Raw genomic sequence first — 17,842 nt, forward strand, 5'->3', positions numbered from 1 at the left:
CATCGGAAGCGTCGCCTGTCTCGTGAGAGCGAGGGGTGAACGGCTGAGAGCCTTTAGGTCCGGGCCGGGGATGGTTACGGCGGCAGCGCGCCCTCACCACAGCGGGCGAGCTTCAGGGCGAAGCGGTCGCGCAGCAGACGGGCGGCCTCGGTGGCAAGAACAGAGCAGGAGGCGGCGTGGTCGGTCTGGGCGGCGATGCCGACCATGTCAGTGCGCCCAAGCGAAGCGAGCAGCCTTGGCGACCTGCCAGACGCCCTTGAGGGCAGCAGAAAGACAGACGCTCCACGCCTCTCCCGTGCAGGCGCGGTGGCTGCGTGCCGCAGCAATGGCAGCGGTCATGAGGGCACGGCGATTGTAAGAGCCGGCGACGACAAGGGGGGCGGTGGTGCGAGCCCGATCAGCGGCCAGCTTGACGAAGACAGTAGCCCGCGCGATGGCCTTTCTCTCGCCCGGCCTAAACGCGCGGCGCGGCGCGTCGAGGTCGTGCATCACTTGTGACCACGAGAAGGAGCGCCGGGCGGACATTAACGAACCTCTAGCATCGCTTCTGCTACTATTCGGATCATAGCTCGTCTCGACGAGCCGTCAACCCATTACGCATCATTTTCGAGCCGAAAAGCATCATGTATCGATCGCAGCTTCGTGCCGCTCGAGCGCTCATTGGCTGGTCCCAAGACGCGCTGTCAGAAGCGTCTGGCGTGTCAGTCGCCACCATCAAGAGATTAGAACCGGGAGAGGGCTTATTGCAGACCCGTCTGGAGACGCTCGAGAAGCTGCGGCGTGCGCTTGAGGCGCAAGGCGTGGTATTCACCAACGGCGGAGAGCCAGGCGTCAAGCTAGTTAGAAGGTTAGAATGACACTGGTCAACATCTCTTGCCGAAGCGATCGACCGGTGAAATCTGTTAAGGTGGAGGCGTCGCATGGCCGAAGCTGCTATCTGACCGTGCGAGTTGGACGCCTTTGCACGGGACCTCGAACGTGTGGTCAGACGCAAGACGCTGGGGTCGAGATGCTCAAGAAAGCGCTGCCCGTAGCGCACCTGCGACATGCGCTGGTGGGCGACCGATCCGGCGATCGTGGCCTGCGCGGAGGAGCCGACGCCGGAGCGGGTCGCCTACGCGACGGAGCGGCTGGGCGTGATCCTCTCGGCCTACACGGTCTATCTCGACCTCTGGGTCTGCGACGCGGCCGGTCGGGTCGTGGCGAATGGCCGGCCCGACCGCTTTCCCGCGATTCGCGGCGCGAGCGTCGCCCACGAGGAGTGGTTCCGGCGCGCGGCGGCCCTGCCGAACGGCGACACCTACGTGGCGGCCGAGGTGGCGACGCGCCCGCTCCTCCAGGGCGCGCAGGCCGCGACCAACTGCGCCAGCATCCGGGCGGACGGGCGATCCGACGGGGGATACGCAGATCGGACCGCCCTCGCCGTCGCGGCTGCCCTCTGGTGCGCCTCCTCTCCGCTGGCGGGCGAGATCTGGCTCCATGACGTCGCGGCGACCAGCTTGAGCGAGCCGGGATCCGCCCGGTCCGGTGCCGGATTGCTGATCCGGCCCCCCTTCCTCAACAAGCGGTAGCGCCAGCGCAACGGTCCTTTTCGCCACCGGATCCAGAGGCAAGGCTCACGTGATCTCGTCCGGGACGAGACTGCGGGGTCCCGGCGACGGTCTCCCAATCGCCTCAACACGACAGAGGAGAGTCGTCGTCGGGCGCCCGGCTGCGCACTCCTGAAAGCAACCGGTCAGTTGTAATGCAGGAGGGCAAACACCTGCTGGTTATCGCCTTCCGAACAGGATCGCGGAACGCGGCAGATCTGCAACAGCGTGGCACGCGTGACACGGTCACCGCCCAGCAGAGCGGCGTTGGCAATCGCGTGGTTTCAGTGCAGATCGGTTCCGGCCGGTATTTGACGTTGCGTCATATCTAACGTGGCCGCATCAGTGCGCGAATTACGCTGGCCATTTAAAGCAAAAAGTCCGCATTTGGCACGACAAACGCACCAACCAGCAACATTGCATTATGGTTATCTGAACCGTAAAACGAGTTACAGAGCGTTGATACCAGCATGACAATCGTCAACGCACCGCTCGTGCGCCCATTATTCCTCGGTAAAAAACCGCATAATCCTAAATTTGCTAGCCCATATGTTGCTACAGAGGGTGATCAACGCCCCCGCCGGCCCTGTCATCAAATACACACATGTGGTCGAAAACGGCCGCTCCTTGCGCCCCAACACCACCATTGAGCGGGAGAGCGCCGCGGTTCCGACAGGCTGCATTTTAAGATCTGCCAGACGTCACCTGCCAGTTCCTGCTGCAAAAACTGCGATGCTCGGCCAGACATAACGGGGCCGGCGCGGACCTGCTGCTCAGCTTCAAGATAGCAACCGTGGCCGTTTCCCAGCGGCGAAGGCTTGCCCCAGGATGCCGAAATCGCTTGCCTGGCGATCTCGGGATCTTCCATGTCATTTGACCGACCCCCGATCTTATGAACGAATACAGGCGCAGACAGGCAACTAATTCAAATGCATTATGCGCATTAGCTACAATGCACAGCAGATTGCGCAGACCGAATTATCGTCCTCGACAGGCTGACAGATTGGGTTATGAAGTCGCTAAGGTCGCAGCAGGACGGCAGGCCCGCTTTGAGACCCCGCCGCGGTCGGATCAATCGGGTGATACCGATCCGGTTCCACAATGGAGAACAATGTGAGAAAGCATTTGTTCGCCCTGTCGAGTCACGTCCCTAGCTTCGCGCACGCGGCGGCGGCCTATGCGGACAAGAAATGCGCCTACACGGGCCAGAGCAGCTCTAACGGCGGCGATAGTCTGACGACTAACAGGAGTGACGACGGTAACGGAGCCTGCAGAGTGACCGCGGGTGCGGGCGGCGGTAACCCAGTCGGCGACGACGGGACCCCATTCCTGCAGGGTGAAGACGCTGGCAACGTGACCGTCATTCAGACCGGCACAGGAGATCAGCTCGGCGTCGCCGGGCGAGGCAAGCGGGCCGGTTCGGGCAACACCCCCAACGTGACGCAGGCGGGCCCGAATGGCCGCGACGAGCTGCAGGAGATCAGCAGCAACCATGGTGTGGCACCGGGTCCTGGGATGCTCTCGTATTTTGGGCGCGAACGACCACACCGGGCGGATCAGCGTGCCTGAGGACCGGAAGGCGCGGCGCGGGAGCTTTCGGCTTGTGCCCGCATGATGGTCGAGAGCTTCATGCAGCTCGAGCATCGCTTAGTGCTAGGTCATCTGGCAAAGCCGCTCGCTGAGCAAGTCGCAAAAGCGTCGAGCACGCGATGAGACGACGCAATTTCGCGCCGTGCGGACGCTGAAATGTCCGTGCTTCTTTGTGCTGCGGGATGTGCGGTATGACTTTTCTAGTGCCAAAGCATCAAAGGAGATGGGTTCAGGGCCGGGGCAAACTACGTAGCATAGTCCATCTGGACGATGCGTGATCGGTAGTCAGTCGTGTATGACACCGGAAAGCGGGGGGCAGACTGGAGTCTGCTTGCACAGAAGGCTGGTAGGGGGATTGAATGACATCTGATGCCGGCTGCATCGAGCGCCCTGTTCGGCAGGAGCGCTCCCCTGGCGTCCAGCTTGTTGGTCATTTGATATCTCAACCTGACGACAGCTGTGACATGCTTTCCGACCAGCAGGCGGCGCCGCGCTTCTCCGCTTTCTCCAGCGCACGACGCCCGACATCGGCGGCTAGGCAACGCGAGTCTCGGCTGATGTCGCCGCCGGCTATGACGTTCCGCGTCAGCGTGTCAGGCGCGCAGAGAGCCCGACTACGCAACGTGCCCGCGTCCTCGGCCTGTCCTTTGTGAATGTCGCGCAGCTCAGGAGCGATCCGTCCTGAGCTACCTCACCCAATCCTCGCCAATCATGCCGCCAAATCTTGGTGTGAGCACTGATCTGGCTTGAAGAATTTGATCGGAACAGCAAGATGGCTACCATCGCGAACACCTCGACCGCTTCGGTGACTTTTTCTAACTCCACGGCTGCCGCGAACATGGCGCAGTCTATTGTGGAGGATAATGCGCTTATATTCTCATTTGATGTTCTAAAAGCGAGCGGCGGCGGCACTAACACGACCGTGTATTCCGTTGATGACGGTATTAAGAACGATGATGGTGGGGCAGCCATCACTGTCACCAACACGGCGTTCGCGAATTACAACAAAGATCTTCTCATAGCTGATCAGGTGGGTGGCGCCTGGGAATATAAAGACGTAAATTGGAACGGCAATAAGTACACAATTGCATTCAGAATCGGATCCGACAACAAGATTGTCGTTGATGCACGCAGCATGGCTTCTGCAGTCGATGCTATGGCGGCAGGCGACATTTTCAGCGACTCGATCCAATATACAATAAAGATGGCGAACGGCACGCTGAGCGTTGGAACGCTCACGTATACGATCGTTGGTCAGAACGATGCGGCGGTGATTGGGAACGCGACCAACACGAGCGTGATTGAGGACGTGGGTGTCACCGCCGGCAAGTTGGTCGCGAGTGGCACCATCTCGGTGTCCGACGCTGATCACGATCAGTCTTATTTCCAGACCACCGTCACGCCTGGCGCAGTGACCGGTACCACGAATGGAGCGGCTGACACGGCTCCGCTGGGCACGCTCATCATCAGCGCGAACGGGAACTACTCCTACTCAGTGGACAACAGCGCGGTGCAATACCTGCGCAGCGGTGAAAGCCGGATTGAGAGCTTCACGATCAAGTCGGCCGACGGCACATCCAAGGTGGTGAGCTTCACCGTCAACGGCGCGAACGACGTGGCGGTGATCGGAAACGCGTCCAACACGAGCGTGACCGAGGATGCAGGTGTCACGGCCGGCAAGTTGGTCGCGAGTGGCACCATCTCGGTGTCCGACGCTGATCACGATCAGGCCTCGTTCCAGATGACCGTCACCAAGGCGGACGGCACGCTGGGCGATCTCGTCCTGAACACGGACGGCACCTACACCTACTCCGTGGCCAACAGCGCCGTGCAGTACCTGGGCGCCAGCGACAGCAAGGTCGAGACCTTCACGATCAAGTCGGCGGATGGCACCACCAAGGACGTGAGCTTCACGATCCACGGTGCCAACGATGCCGCGGTGATCGGCGACCCGACCGTGGCGGACGTCACGGAAGACGCCAACGTCAACGGCTCGGGCAACCTGACTGCCGCTGGCTCGATCTCGATCAGCGATGCGGATCAGAACCAGGCCTCGTTCCAGACCACCGTCACCAAGGCGGACGGCACGCTGGGCGATCTCGTCCTGAACACGGACGGCAGCTACACCTACTCGGTCGCTAACAGCGCCGTGCAGTTCCTGGGCGCCAGCGACAGCAAGGTTGAGACCTTCACGGTCACGGCTCAGGACGGGACGACCAAGCAGGTCAGCTTCACGATCCACGGTGCCAACGATGCCGCGGTGATCGGCGACCCGACCGTGGCGGACGTCACGGAAGACGCCAACGTCAACGGCTCGGGCAACCTGACTGCCGCTGGCTCGATCTCGATCAGCGATGCGGATCAGAACCAGGCCTCGTTCCAGACCACCGTCACCAAGGCGGACGGCACGCTGGGCGATCTCGTCCTGAACACGGACGGCAGCTACACCTACTCGGTCGCTAACAGCGCCGTGCAGTTCCTGGGCGCCAGCGACAGCAAGGTTGAGACCTTCACGGTCACGGCTCAGGACGGGACGACCAAGCAGGTCAGCTTCACGATCCACGGTGCCAACGATGCCGCGGTGATCGGCGACCCGACCGTGGCGGACGTCACCGAGGATGTTGCCATCAACGGCTCGGGTAACCTGACCGCCAGCGGCACGATCTCGATCAGCGATGCGGATCAGAACCAGGCCACGTTCCTGACCTCGGTCACCAAGGCGGACGGCACGCTGGGCGATCTCGTCCTGAACACGGACGGCAGCTACACCTACTCGGTCGCTAACAGCGCCGTGCAGTACCTGGGCGCCAGCGACAGCAAGGTTGAGACCTTCACGATCAAGTCGGCGGATGGCACCACCAAGGACGTGAGCTTCACGATCCATGGTGCCAACGACGCCGCCGTGATCGGCACGCCCACCGTGGCGGACGTCACCGAGGATGTTGCCATCAACGGCTCGGGTAACCTGACCGCCAGCGGCACGATCTCGATCAGCGATGCGGATCAGAACCAGGCCTCGTTCCAGACCACCGTCACCAAGGCGGACGGCACGCTGGGCGATCTCGTCCTGAACACGGACGGCAGCTACACCTACTCGGTCGCTAACAGCGCCGTGCAGTTCCTGGGCGCCAGCGACAGCAAGGTTGAGACCTTCACGGTCACGGCTCAGGACGGGACGACCAAGCAGGTCAGCTTCACGATCCACGGTGCCAACGATGCCGCGGTGATCGGCGACCCGACCGTGGCGGACGTCACGGAAGACGCCAACGTCAACGGCTCGGGCAACCTGACTGCCGCTGGCTCGATCTCGATCAGCGATGCGGATCAGAACCAGGCCTCGTTCCAGACCACCGTCACCAAGGCGGACGGCACGCTGGGCGATCTCGTCCTGAACACGGACGGCAGCTACACCTACTCGGTCGCTAACAGCGCCGTGCAGTTCCTGGGCGCCAGCGACAGCAAGGTTGAGACCTTCACGATCAAGTCGGCGGATGGCACCACCAAGGACGTGAGCTTCACGATCCATGGTGCCAACGACGCCGCCGTGATCGGCACGCCCACCGTGGCGGACGTCACCGAGGATGTTGCCATCAACGGCTCGGGTAACCTGACCGCCAGCGGCACGATCTCGATCAGCGATGCGGATCAGAACCAGGCCACGTTCCTGACCTCGGTCACCAAGGCGGACGGCACGCTGGGCGATCTCGTCCTGAACACGGACGGCAGCTACACCTACTCGGTCGCTAACAGCGCCGTGCAGTTCCTGGGCGCCAGCGACAGCAAGGTTGAGACCTTCACGATCAAGTCGGCGGATGGCACCACCAAGGACGTGAGCTTCACGATCCATGGTGCCAACGACGCCGCCGTGATCGGCACGCCCACCGTGGCGGACGTCACCGAGGATGTTGCCATCAACGGCTCGGGTAACCTGACCGCCAGCGGCACGATCTCGATCAGCGATGCGGATCAGAACCAGGCCTCGTTCCAGACCACCGTCACCAAGGCGGACGGCACGCTGGGCGATCTCGTCCTGAACACGGACGGCAGCTACACCTACTCGGTCGCTAACAGCGCCGTGCAGTTCCTGGGCGCCAGCGACAGCAAGGTTGAGACCTTCACGGTCACGGCTCAGGACGGGACGACCAAGCAGGTCAGCTTCACGATCCACGGTGCCAACGATGCCGCGGTGATCGGCGACCCGACCGTGGCGGACGTCACGGAAGACGCCAACGTCAACGGCTCGGGCAACCTGACTGCCGCTGGCTCGATCTCGATCAGCGATGCGGATCAGAACCAGGCCTCGTTCCAGACCACCGTCACCAAGGCGGACGGCACGCTGGGCGATCTCGTCCTGAACACGGACGGCAGCTACACCTACTCGGTCGCTAACAGCGCCGTGCAGTTCCTGGGCGCCAGCGACAGCAAGGTTGAGACCTTCACGGTCACGGCTCAGGACGGGACGACCAAGCAGGTCAGCTTCACGATCCACGGTGCCAACGATGCCGCGGTGATCGGCGACCCGACCGTGGCGGACGTCACCGAGGATGTTGCCATCAACGGCTCGGGTAACCTGACCGCCAGCGGCACGATCTCGATCAGCGATGCGGATCAGAACCAGGCCTCGTTCCAGACCACCGTCACCAAGGCGGACGGCACGCTGGGCGATCTCGTCCTGAACACGGACGGCAGCTACACCTACTCGGTCGCTAACAGCGCCGTGCAGTTCCTGGGCGCCAGCGACAGCAAGGTTGAGACCTTCACGGTCACGGCTCAGGACGGGACGACCAAGCAGGTCAGCTTCACGATCCACGGTGCCAACGATGCCGCGGTGATCGGCGACCCGACCGTGGCGGACGTCACGGAAGACGCCAACGTCAACGGCTCGGGCAACCTGACTGCCGCTGGCTCGATCTCGATCAGCGATGCGGATCAGAACCAGGCCTCGTTCCAGACCACCGTCACCAAGGCGGACGGCACGCTGGGCGATCTCGTCCTGAACACGGACGGCAGCTACACCTACTCGGTCGCTAACAGCGCCGTGCAGTTCCTGGGCGCCAGCGACAGCAAGGTTGAGACCTTCACGATCAAGTCGGCGGATGGCACCACCAAGGACGTGAGCTTCACGATCCATGGTGCCAACGACGCCGCCGTGATCGGCACGCCCACCGTGGCGGACGTCACCGAGGATGTTGCCATCAACGGCTCGGGTAACCTGACCGCCAGCGGCACGATCTCGATCAGCGATGCGGATCAGAACCAGGCCTCGTTCCAGACCACCGTCACCAAGGCGGACGGCACGCTGGGCGATCTCGTCCTGAACACGGACGGCAGCTACACCTACTCGGTCGCTAACAGCGCCGTGCAGTTCCTGGGCGCCAGCGACAGCAAGGTTGAGACCTTCACGATCAAGTCGGCGGATGGCACCACCAAGGACGTGAGCTTCACGATCCATGGTGCCAACGACGCCGCCGTGATCGGCACGCCCACCGTGGCGGACGTCACCGAGGATGTTGCCATCAACGGCTCGGGTAACCTGACCGCCAGCGGCACGATCTCGATCAGCGATGCGGATCAGAACCAGGCCTCGTTCCAGACCACCGTCACCAAGGCGGACGGCACGCTGGGCGATCTCGTCCTGAACACGGACGGCACCTACACCTACTCCGTGGCCAACAGCGCCGTGCAGTACCTGGGCGCCAGCGACAGCAAGGTCGAGACCTTCACGATCAAGTCGGCGGATGGCACCACCAAGGACGTGAGCTTCACGATCCATGGTGCCAACGACGCCGCCGTGATCGGCACGCCCACCGTGGCGGACGTCACCGAGGATGTTGCCATCAACGGCTCGGGTAACCTGACCGCCAGCGGCACGATCTCGATCAGCGATGCGGATCAGAACCAGGCCTCGTTCCAGACCACCGTCACCAAGGCGGACGGCACGCTGGGCGATCTCGTCCTGAACACGGACGGCAGCTACACCTACTCGGTCGCTAACAGCGCCGTGCAGTTCCTGGGCGCCAGCGACAGCAAGGTTGAGACCTTCACGGTCACGGCTCAGGACGGGACGACCAAGCAGGTCAGCTTCACGATCCACGGTGCCAACGATGCCGCGGTGATCGGCGACCCGACCGTGGCGGACGTCACGGAAGACGCCAACGTCAACGGCTCGGGCAACCTGACTGCCGCTGGCTCGATCTCGATCAGCGATGCGGATCAGAACCAGGCCTCGTTCCAGACCACCGTCACCAAGGCGGACGGCACGCTGGGCGATCTCGTCCTGAACACGGACGGCAGCTACACCTACTCGGTCGCTAACAGCGCCGTGCAGTTCCTGGGCGCCAGCGACAGCAAGGTTGAGACCTTCACGGTCACGGCTCAGGACGGGACGACCAAGCAGGTCAGCTTCACGATCCACGGTGCCAACGATGCCGCGGTGATCGGCGACCCGACCGTGGCGGACGTCACGGAAGACGCCAACGTCAACGGCTCGGGCAACCTGACTGCCGCTGGCTCGATCTCGATCAGCGATGCGGATCAGAACCAGGCCTCGTTCCAGACCACCGTCACCAAGGCGGACGGCACGCTGGGCGATCTCGTCCTGAACACGGACGGCAGCTACACCTACTCGGTCGCTAACAGCGCCGTGCAGTTCCTGGGCGCCAGCGACAGCAAGGTTGAGACCTTCACGGTCACGGCTCAGGACGGGACGACCAAGCAGGTCAGCTTCACGATCCACGGTGCCAACGATGCCGCGGTGATCGGCGACCCGACCGTGGCGGACGTCACGGAAGACACGAACGTCAGCAACGGCAACCTGACCGCCACGGGCTCGATCTCGATCACCGATGCGGATCAGAACCAGGCCACGTTCCTGACCTCGGTCACCAAGGCGGACGGCACGCTGGGCGATCTCGTCCTGAACACGGACGGCACCTACACCTACTCCGTGGCCAACAGCGCCGTGCAGTTCCTGGGCGCCAGCGACAGCAAGGTCGAGACCTTCACGATCAAGTCGGCGGATGGCACCACCAAGGACGTGAGCTTCACGATCCACGGTGCCAACGACGCCGCCGTGATCGGCACGCCCACCGTGGCGGATGTCACGGAAGACGCCAACGTCAACGGTTCGGGCAATCTGACCGCCACGGGCTCGATCTCGATCACCGATGCGGATCAGAACCAGGCCACGTTCCTGACCTCGGTCACCAAGGCGGACGGCACCCTCGGCAGCCTGACCCTGGCAGCCGACGGCACCTACACCTACTCGGTCGCTAACAGCGCTGTGCAGTTCCTGGGCGCCAGCGACAGCAAGGTCGAGACCTTCACGATCAAGTCGGCGGATGGCACCACCAAGGACGTGAGCTTCACGATCCACGGTGCCAACGACGCCGCCGTGATCGGCACGCCCACCGTGGCGGACGTCACCGAGGATGTTGCCGTCAACGGCTCGGGTAATCTCACCGCCAGCGGCTCGATCTCGATCACCGATGCGGATCAGAACCAGGCCTCGTTCCAGACCACCGTCACCAAGGCGGACGGCACCCTCGGCAGCCTGACCCTGGCGGCCAATGGCACTTACACCTACTCGGTCGCTAACAGCGCCGTGCAGTTCCTGGGCGCCAGCGACACCAAGGTCGACACCTTCACGGTCACGGCCCTGGACGGGACTACCAAGCAGGTCAGCTTCACGGTCCAAGGCGCCAACGACGCCGCCGTGATCGGCACGCCTTCGGTGTCGACGGTGACCGAGGATGTTGCCGTCAACGGCTCGGGCAACCTGACCGCCACGGGTACGATCTCGATCAGCGACGCGGATCAGAACCAGGCCTCGTTAAGCACCACGGTGACCGCGGCCCAGGGCACCCTCGGCAGCCTGAGCCTGGCGGCCAATGGCTCCTACACCTACTCGGTCGCCAACAGCGCCGTGCAATACCTAGGAGCCGGTCAGACCAGGGTCGAGACATTCACGATCAAGTCAGCTGACGGCACAACCAAGGACGTGAGCTTCACGGTCCAAGGCGCCAACGACGCGGCCGTGATCGGCACGCCGTCGGTGTCGACGGTGACCGAGGATGTTGGCGTCAACGGCTCGGGCAACCTGACCGCCACCGGCTCGATCTCGATCAGCGATGCGGACCAGAACCAGGCCTCGTTCAGCACCACGGTGGCTGCGGCCCAGGGAAACCTCGGCACCCTGAGCCTGGCGGCCAACGGCACCTACACCTACACGGTGGCCAACAGCGCCGTGCAGTTCCTGGGCGCCAGCGACACCAAGGTCGACACCTTCACGGTCACGGCCCTGGACGGGACTACCAAGCAGGTCAGCTTCACGGTCCAAGGCGCCAACGACGCCGCCGTGATCGGCACGCCTTCGGTGTCGACGGTGACCGAGGATGTTGCCGTCAACGGCTCGGGCAACCTGACCGCCACGGGTACGATCTCGATCAGCGACGCGGATCAGAACCAGGCCTCGTTAAGCACCACGGTGACCGCGGCCCAGGGCACCCTCGGCAGCCTGAGCCTGGCGGCCAATGGCTCCTACACCTACTCGGTCGCCAACAGCGCCGTGCAATACCTAGGAGCCGGTCAGACCAGGGTCGAGACATTCACGATCAAGTCAGCTGACGGCACAACCAAGGACGTGAGCTTCACGGTCCAAGGCGCCAACGACGCGGCCGTGATCGGCACGCCGTCGGTGTCGACGGTGACCGAGGATGTTGGCGTCAACGGCTCGGGCAACCTGACCGCCACCGGCTCGATCTCGATCAGCGATGCGGACCAGAACCAGGCCTCGTTCAGCACCACGGTGGCTGCGGCCCAGGGAAACCTCGGCACCCTGAGCCTGGCGGCCAACGGCACCTACACCTACACGGTGGCCAACAGCGCCGTGCAGTTCCTGGGCGCCAGCGACACCAAGGTCGACACCTTCACGGTCACGGCCCTGGACGGGACTACCAAGCAGGTCAGCTTCACGGTCCAAGGCGCCAACGACGCCGCCGTGATCGGCACGCCTTCGGTGTCGACGGTGACCGAGGATGTTGCCGTCAACGGCTCGGGCAACCTGACCGCCACGGGTACGATCTCGATCAGCGACGCGGATCAGAACCAGGCCTCGTTAAGCACCACGGTGACCGCGGCCCAGGGCACCCTCGGCAGCCTGAGCCTGGCGGCCAATGGCTCCTACACCTACTCGGTCGCCAACAGCGCCGTGCAGTTCCTGAACAGCGGTGAGAGCCGGGTCGAGACGTTCACCGTCAAGGCGCTGGACGGCACCACCAAGGACGTCAGCTTCACCATCAACGGTGCAGATGAAGCGGTCGTGGCAGGGACAGCCACGATCAACGCAACTCCTGGAACTCCAAGCAATAAAACAACGGTAACTGTTCAGTTTTCAAAGTCAGTCTTCGCGCCGGGCGAAAGCACAGATGCAAATTCTGTCTTCGACATTAACGATTTCAGATGGAATGGCCAAGCTCTGCCAGGCAATTTCAACGTAACTGGATCGCTTTCATCGGACGGCAAAACGTGGACTGGAACCTTCGACGTTCCAGAAAACGCAAACGATGCGGCAGGAACACTCTCGATCGCGTCGACATATAAATTTAAGGATGGGTCTGCCGGTGCGACCGCGAGCCAGGCAACCACAATTCAGCCCGCCGGAGCGACGGGGGAGCCATTAAATCTGGCTTTAATGGTCCCCTCAAGTGCGCAGGGTGAGGTTACAGTTACGATCAAGGGGATACCGTCCGACTGGACCCTGAGCAGCGGCATCAAGAACGCCGACGGCTCTTGGACCGTGACGACGACCGATGTCGCGTCCCTGAGCGTCACCACCCCTGCAACCTACGTTGGGGCCGCCGTCCTGAACGTGGCCCTGGCCTGGACCAACACGGACGGGACCACCGGCACGACGACCATCGCGGACAACGTCGAGGCCTACGCCAAGGGCTCGCCGATCTTCGCCTGGTCCGGACACGACACGCTCACGGGCAGCACCGCTGCGGACCTGTTCGTGTTCGGCAACCCGATCGGAGAGGACAAGATCTACAGCTTCGACGCCGCGGCGGATAAGATCGACCTGATCGGCTACGGCGGGTTCAAGAGCTTCACGGACGTCCAGGCCCACTTGGCCGACGACGCGACCGGGAGCGCCGTGGTCACGCTCGCCGACGGCCAGACGATCACGCTCGATCACGTCCACGCCTCGGACCTGAGCGCGGCGAACTTCGTGTTCGACCAGACTCCGGCGGTGACCAACAGCGCGGCCATGGTCCTCAGCGACGGCGCGATGCTGCCGCTCAGCGGGGCGGTGACCAACACCGGCACCATCGCGCTCAACTCGACCGGCGGCGGCACCCTCCTGCAGGTCATCGACCAGGGCATCACCCTCACGGGGGGCGGCACGGTCAAGATGTCGGACGACGATGGCAACACCATCGCGGGCACCAAGGGTTCGGTCACGCTCACGAACCTCGACAACACGATCTCGGGCGCGGGCCAACTCGGGGGCGGCGCCCTCACGCTGACCAACCAGGCGTCCGGCAAGATCACCGCCGACGGCAGCCACGCCCTCGTGATCGACACCGGCACGACCGTGGTCGAGAATGCCGGCACCCTCGCGGCGACCGGAAGCGGCGGCCTCGTGGTGAAGGGTGCGCTCGACAACACCGGCACAGTGTGGGCCCACGGCGGCAACGTGACGGTCGAGGGCGCGGTGACCGGCTCCGGCACCGCACTCATCGACGGGAACGCGACCATGGAGTTCGGCGCGGCCTCCTCGGCCCACGTCGATCTCGGCCACGGCGACGGCACGCTGAAACTGGACGACAGCCTCCACTTCAATGGCAGCATCACCGGCTTCGGCGCTGGCGATCACGTCGACCTCGCCGACCTGCTGTTCGGATCGAGCACCTCGGTCTCCTACGCGGCCAACGCGCAGGGCACGGGCGGTCTCCTGAACGTGAGCGATGGGGTGCACACGGCGGCTCTGGCTCTGCAGGGCACCTATGACGCCGCGGCCTTCTCGCTCACCAAGGACAGCGACGGTCATGCTCTGGTCTCCTATGACCCGCTGCATCACGGGCTGGCCTGAGGGTCTCCGCCACTCCTGATTTCATGATCGTCTGAAGAAGGGGCCCGGTTCGCCGGGCCCCTTCGCTTTTGCAATCCGCCCCGGGCCCGACGGACGCCACCGAGGGCAGACGGGCCGTCCCTCGACGAAGCGCGGGCTGCAGGAGGAGCACCGGCACGGTTTCCGAGTTCGCCGGACCCTGCCCAGTTGAGAGTCGGCGAGGGCCCCGCTAAAGGATTCCGTCTCTGGCGCTGCCGGTGGATGCGGGACCGACAAAGCGAAGTGGTCGCGCCGAGGGGGCGAGGGCCGCGGGGGCACAACGCGCCGGTTTGGGCTTGTTCCTCCTTGAGCCGGAAGTGAAGCGGCGATTGAGCCATGTCCGACGCAGACACACCCCAGGTCAGCTTCACGGTCGAGGTGGGCCCTCACGTCAGCCCGCTCATGAAGGTGCATGCGGGTGGCCGCGTGATCCCGATCGCCCTCACCGCGGCGCAGGCCGGCGAGCTGGGCCGGGCTCTTCTCGCGGTGAGTGCAGTGTGCAGCAGCACCGCCCCGCATCCCGAGGGCACCCGGGTCGACAACTGCCACTTCCCGGTCGAGGCCTGGGCCGCCGGCCAGTCTCAGAGCAACGGGTTGCCGATTCTGCTCATTCAGGTGACGGGCGGCACCCAGCTGGCGCTTCAGTTCTCCCCCACGGCGGCCGAGCAATGCGCGGCGAGCCTCGCCGGCGCTGCCGCCGCACGAGCGATCGCTCGCCCCTCATAGCGCTCGACGGCGGCGAACTGCTTCACGACAACAGCGATGCGCGCTTGGGGCTCTGCATCCCGAGCGGCTCGCACGAACAAAGGATGATCAGCCCCCACAGGGTGGCCCGAGTGGAACGTTAGTGGACCGTCGGCCGGGTCATGACCAGTGCACTTCCGCTCCCTCACCGAGCAGTTCGACAGCGACACCGCCCACGGCCGCTTCGCCCTGCAGTTGCACGAGGCCATGGCCGAGTACTTCCTCGACCTCAACCGCGCGCGGACCGTGGAGGGGCTCAGGGCCGCCCTGGCACGGGGCCGCAAGGGCGGGCGGCCCAAGGCCCTGTCCGCGGCGGACCTCGAGGTCGGGCGGGCGCTGCTGGCGTCGGGCACCGTCTCGGTGACGGCGATCGCCCAGCGGCTGGGGGTGAGCCGGATGACCTTCTACCAGTACTTCCCGCAAGCGCGGGCGCGCAGCCAGGTGGCGCGGGAGGGCTGAGGGGATGCCGATCGGTTCTCAGCACCGCGGCTTCTACCCGATCGACTGGCCCCAACTCTCGGCCGTGATCCGTTTCCGGCGCGCGGGCGGGCGCTGCTAGAGCGCTTCAAGGCAGTGATGCCTAGAACAATTTCTCCGGAGCCATCGTCCAGCACTGCCGTTTGATTACCTTAGATTACCGGCGACGTTCTGGAAGGCAGTGCCTAAGTTTGTTCCAACTGAAGAAGCAGCAGCAATAAGAGCAATAGCAATCAAGGCAGCAAGCAGTCCATACTCGATCGCCGTCGCACCCGACTCGTCGTAAAAAAAGCTCTTGATCATAGCTCACAACCTTGAACTGTATGCCACCTGATTAGGCAGGAGAGCGTAGTCCGAAGAGACACTTACTGCGGAGTTTTTGCAAGATGCGGTCTGTATAAATGGATAATACATGATTTATTTTGGACCATAGTATGTTGCGCACGAGCTGGTTGATGCACGCGGAGGGGCACCTTCGCATAGTGGCCCGATGGGGCCTCTGGGCGGTGTTCCGGAGATCTCGCGCGGGCCTAGAACTCACCGTTGGTCGAGAGGCAGGCTATCGGCCTTCGGCTAGGTCTTGCGGACCACTGCTTCGACTGTGCTAGTCTTCGGCCGTCCGCTCCAGGCCCGCACGCCCGGGGCAGGGCCGCGGGCTGGGTCCTCGTCCACTGCGGGGCCCGGCCCGCACTCGCGTCCAGTCGCGTTTAGCGTGGGTGACAGACGGCCGGCTCATCCAGGGGCACGCTTCGGGTGTGACTGCCTCCTGCCCCTCGACGTCGCCTTGGAGGCGCCACCCGCGGGCCGCGGCATCTTCCCGCCCTACCTGAAGCGCGGCCCGCGGCTCTCTTCGCGCACAACAGAAGCTCGCCGCGAGCCCCCATGGCGGGCTGTCGCCTGGGAAAAGCGGCGGCCGGGCACGTCGTGGGGGTGGAGCCTGGCCGCTGGCTGCAACGACCGACCACAGTAACGAGAGGACCAGGACGCTGAGGTGCCTAGTTCGCGAGCCTCGCGCTGCTGCGTCCGCGCGGCAGCGGGGCGGCCGGCTGCATGGCTCTCAGATCAGCTGACGCCATCGCGTTGCCCGAGAACGTGATCGTGTCGGCAATGATCGGCATGAAAGCACTCTGCTGCCCGAAGCTGCCGTTGCCGCGGATCTCGACCGACTGGGTGGGGGTGTAGATCGCACCCGTGAGCTTCAGGCTGGCCCCGCCATTGATCAGGTTGCCGGTGCTCCCGCTGACCTGCCGGTCCTGCATCAACAGGATGCCGGCGTAGCTGCCGGTTGACATGGCGCTCAGGTCGAGACTCGCTCCGCCGTTGATCGTGAAGTTCGCATCGCCGCCCGTCAGGTACAGCGTCACGCCTTGGCCCGAGACACTCGCCTGCGCGCCGATGTCGAGCGGTCCCTTGATGAGGTACAGGCCCGGGTTGAGCGTCACCGTGCCCTTCAAGGTCAGGCCGCAGTAGACCCCGGGGTCGAGCGTCTGCGTGCGGTTGGGTTTGTCCGCCTCGCCGGCATCCTTGCAGCCCGAGCCGGAGGCGAGTGGCAGGTTGCGGAACGGGTCGTCCAGCCGGGGACAGCCGCTCTGCGGACGGGGGGTCGTGCTCGTGGGCAGGTTGGTTCCGCCCACGGCGCAGTAGCCCGTCGCCTGCACGCTGGCGGAGCCTTGCCGCGTCAAGGCGTTGGCGGCCGACGAGTTGCTGTAGATCACGCAGTTGCTCGCGACGACCGTGGCATTGCCGCTGAACAGAATGGCGTCGGTCGCGGTCGGGTTGAGGGCCAGCACGCAGACCGGCGGACCGTCGTTGCCGGGGGCAGCCGTTGACCGGGCGGTGATCGGGATCTGGGCGACGCCGAGAATGCCGGTGAAGGCGGTCGCGACGTTCTGGGTGCTGGTGACCGTGACCGTGCTCCCTTCCACGGTGACGGTCGCGGTCGGAGCGAGCCTTCTCTGATCCGGATCGCTGGGCTGGGGGAAGAACGTCTGTACCGTGTCGGCGGGGTCCTGCGAGGCCGAGCTCGAGGTCACGGCCGAGAGGGCAGCTTGGTCAGTGAGTGCCTGCAAGCGGGCCCGCTCCCGGAGAGTGCGGCTGAGGTCGACCGAGGATCCGAGGAGGAACATGAGGGGCAGGAGCGTCAGGCCAAAGATCGCTGCGACGTTGCCGGACACGTTGGTCCGAAAAGCAGAGAGGGAGACCCACATGGCATGGTCCATCGGTTGACCCGGTCATTTGAGCGGATCTACGTTAATGAGATGCACTGCAAATACCTGCAGGATAGTTAGGCGCATGGTAGGCTAAACAACTTGTTACCAGATTCTAGAAAGAC

General features: G+C 64.0%; 8 protein-coding genes and 2 pseudogenes. 6 read left to right on the forward strand and 4 right to left on the reverse strand.

Annotation, left to right across the window (positions count from 1 at the left end):
* Positions 1 to 74 precede the first annotated feature (74 nt).
* Both M446_RS38965 and M446_RS15925 read right to left on the reverse strand, forming a co-directional pair.
* Positions 75 to 206, reverse strand: coding sequence for a hypothetical protein (locus tag M446_RS38965; RefSeq protein ID WP_012333129.1), 132 nt, complete (start codon positions 204 to 206; stop codon positions 75 to 77).
* Position 207: 1 nt separating this feature from the next.
* Entirely contained in the window at positions 208 to 489 is a 282-nt protein-coding gene (locus tag M446_RS15925) for a hypothetical protein (protein ID WP_150108673.1), read from the reverse strand.
* A gap of 134 nt (positions 490 to 623) precedes the next feature.
* On the opposite strand from M446_RS15925, the gene M446_RS35360 reads away from it, so the two are divergent.
* The 6 genes and pseudogenes from M446_RS35360 to M446_RS15945 all read left to right on the forward strand — a co-directional run.
* Complete coding sequence (locus M446_RS35360; RefSeq protein ID WP_012333131.1) at positions 624 to 857, forward strand: helix-turn-helix domain-containing protein; 234 nt, start codon at positions 624 to 626, stop codon at positions 855 to 857.
* Positions 858 to 1,034: 177 nt separating this feature from the next.
* Positions 1,035 to 1,397: pseudogene (locus M446_RS15930) on the forward strand (methyl-accepting chemotaxis protein); the annotation flags it as partial.
* A 1,293-nt stretch (positions 1,398 to 2,690) separates the two neighbouring features.
* A complete protein-coding gene (locus M446_RS37265; RefSeq protein WP_168169160.1) occupies positions 2,691 to 3,158 on the forward strand; it encodes a hypothetical protein in 468 nt (155 codons plus the stop codon).
* A gap of 793 nt (positions 3,159 to 3,951) precedes the next feature.
* Positions 3,952 to 14,271 carry a VCBS domain-containing protein gene (locus M446_RS37270; protein WP_012333133.1) on the forward strand — a complete coding sequence of 3,440 codons (10,320 nt, stop codon included), beginning with the start codon at positions 3,952 to 3,954 and terminating at the stop codon, positions 14,269 to 14,271.
* Between the two features lie 354 nt (positions 14,272 to 14,625).
* On the forward strand, positions 14,626 to 15,015 hold the full coding sequence (locus M446_RS15940) for a hypothetical protein (RefSeq protein WP_012333134.1): 390 nt from the start codon (positions 14,626 to 14,628) through the stop codon (positions 15,013 to 15,015).
* A 147-nt stretch (positions 15,016 to 15,162) separates the two neighbouring features.
* Positions 15,163 to 15,492: pseudogene (locus M446_RS15945) on the forward strand (helix-turn-helix domain-containing protein); the annotation flags it as partial.
* Positions 15,493 to 15,657: 165 nt separating this feature from the next.
* On the opposite strand, the gene M446_RS35430 reads toward M446_RS15945, so the two are convergent.
* Both M446_RS35430 and M446_RS15950 read right to left on the reverse strand, forming a co-directional pair.
* Positions 15,658 to 15,813 carry a Flp family type IVb pilin gene (locus tag M446_RS35430; protein WP_012333135.1) on the reverse strand — a complete coding sequence of 52 codons (156 nt, stop codon included), beginning with the start codon at positions 15,811 to 15,813 and terminating at the stop codon, positions 15,658 to 15,660.
* Positions 15,814 to 16,505: 692 nt separating this feature from the next.
* A complete protein-coding gene (locus M446_RS15950; RefSeq protein WP_150108674.1) occupies positions 16,506 to 17,717 on the reverse strand; it encodes a pilus assembly protein TadG-related protein in 1,212 nt (403 codons plus the stop codon).
* Positions 17,718 to 17,842: the final 125 nt, after the last annotated feature.

The sequence above is a fragment of the Methylobacterium sp. 4-46 genome (assembly GCF_000019365.1).
Taxonomy (GTDB): domain Bacteria; phylum Pseudomonadota; class Alphaproteobacteria; order Rhizobiales; family Beijerinckiaceae; genus Methylobacterium.

What these genes read in the sequence shown, in the direction of transcription:
- M446_RS37270 (WP_012333133.1), top strand. Translation starts at nt 3,952, where the DNA reads ATGGCTACCATCGCGAACACCTCGACCGCTTCGGTGACTTTTTCTAAC.
- M446_RS15950 (WP_150108674.1), bottom strand. Translation starts at nt 17,717, where the DNA reads ATGTGGGTCTCCCTCTCTGCTTTTCGGACCAACGTGTCCGGCAACGTC.
- M446_RS35360 (WP_012333131.1), top strand. Translation starts at nt 624, where the DNA reads ATGTATCGATCGCAGCTTCGTGCCGCTCGAGCGCTCATTGGCTGGTCC.
- M446_RS38965 (WP_012333129.1), bottom strand. Translation starts at nt 206, where the DNA reads ATGGTCGGCATCGCCGCCCAGACCGACCACGCCGCCTCCTGCTCTGTT.
- M446_RS35430 (WP_012333135.1), bottom strand. Translation starts at nt 15,813, where the DNA reads ATGATCAAGAGCTTTTTTTACGACGAGTCGGGTGCGACGGCGATCGAG.
- M446_RS37265 (WP_168169160.1), top strand. Translation starts at nt 2,691, where the DNA reads ATGGAGAACAATGTGAGAAAGCATTTGTTCGCCCTGTCGAGTCACGTC.
- M446_RS15940 (WP_012333134.1), top strand. Translation starts at nt 14,626, where the DNA reads ATGTCCGACGCAGACACACCCCAGGTCAGCTTCACGGTCGAGGTGGGC.
- M446_RS15925 (WP_150108673.1), bottom strand. Translation starts at nt 489, where the DNA reads ATGCACGACCTCGACGCGCCGCGCCGCGCGTTTAGGCCGGGCGAGAGA.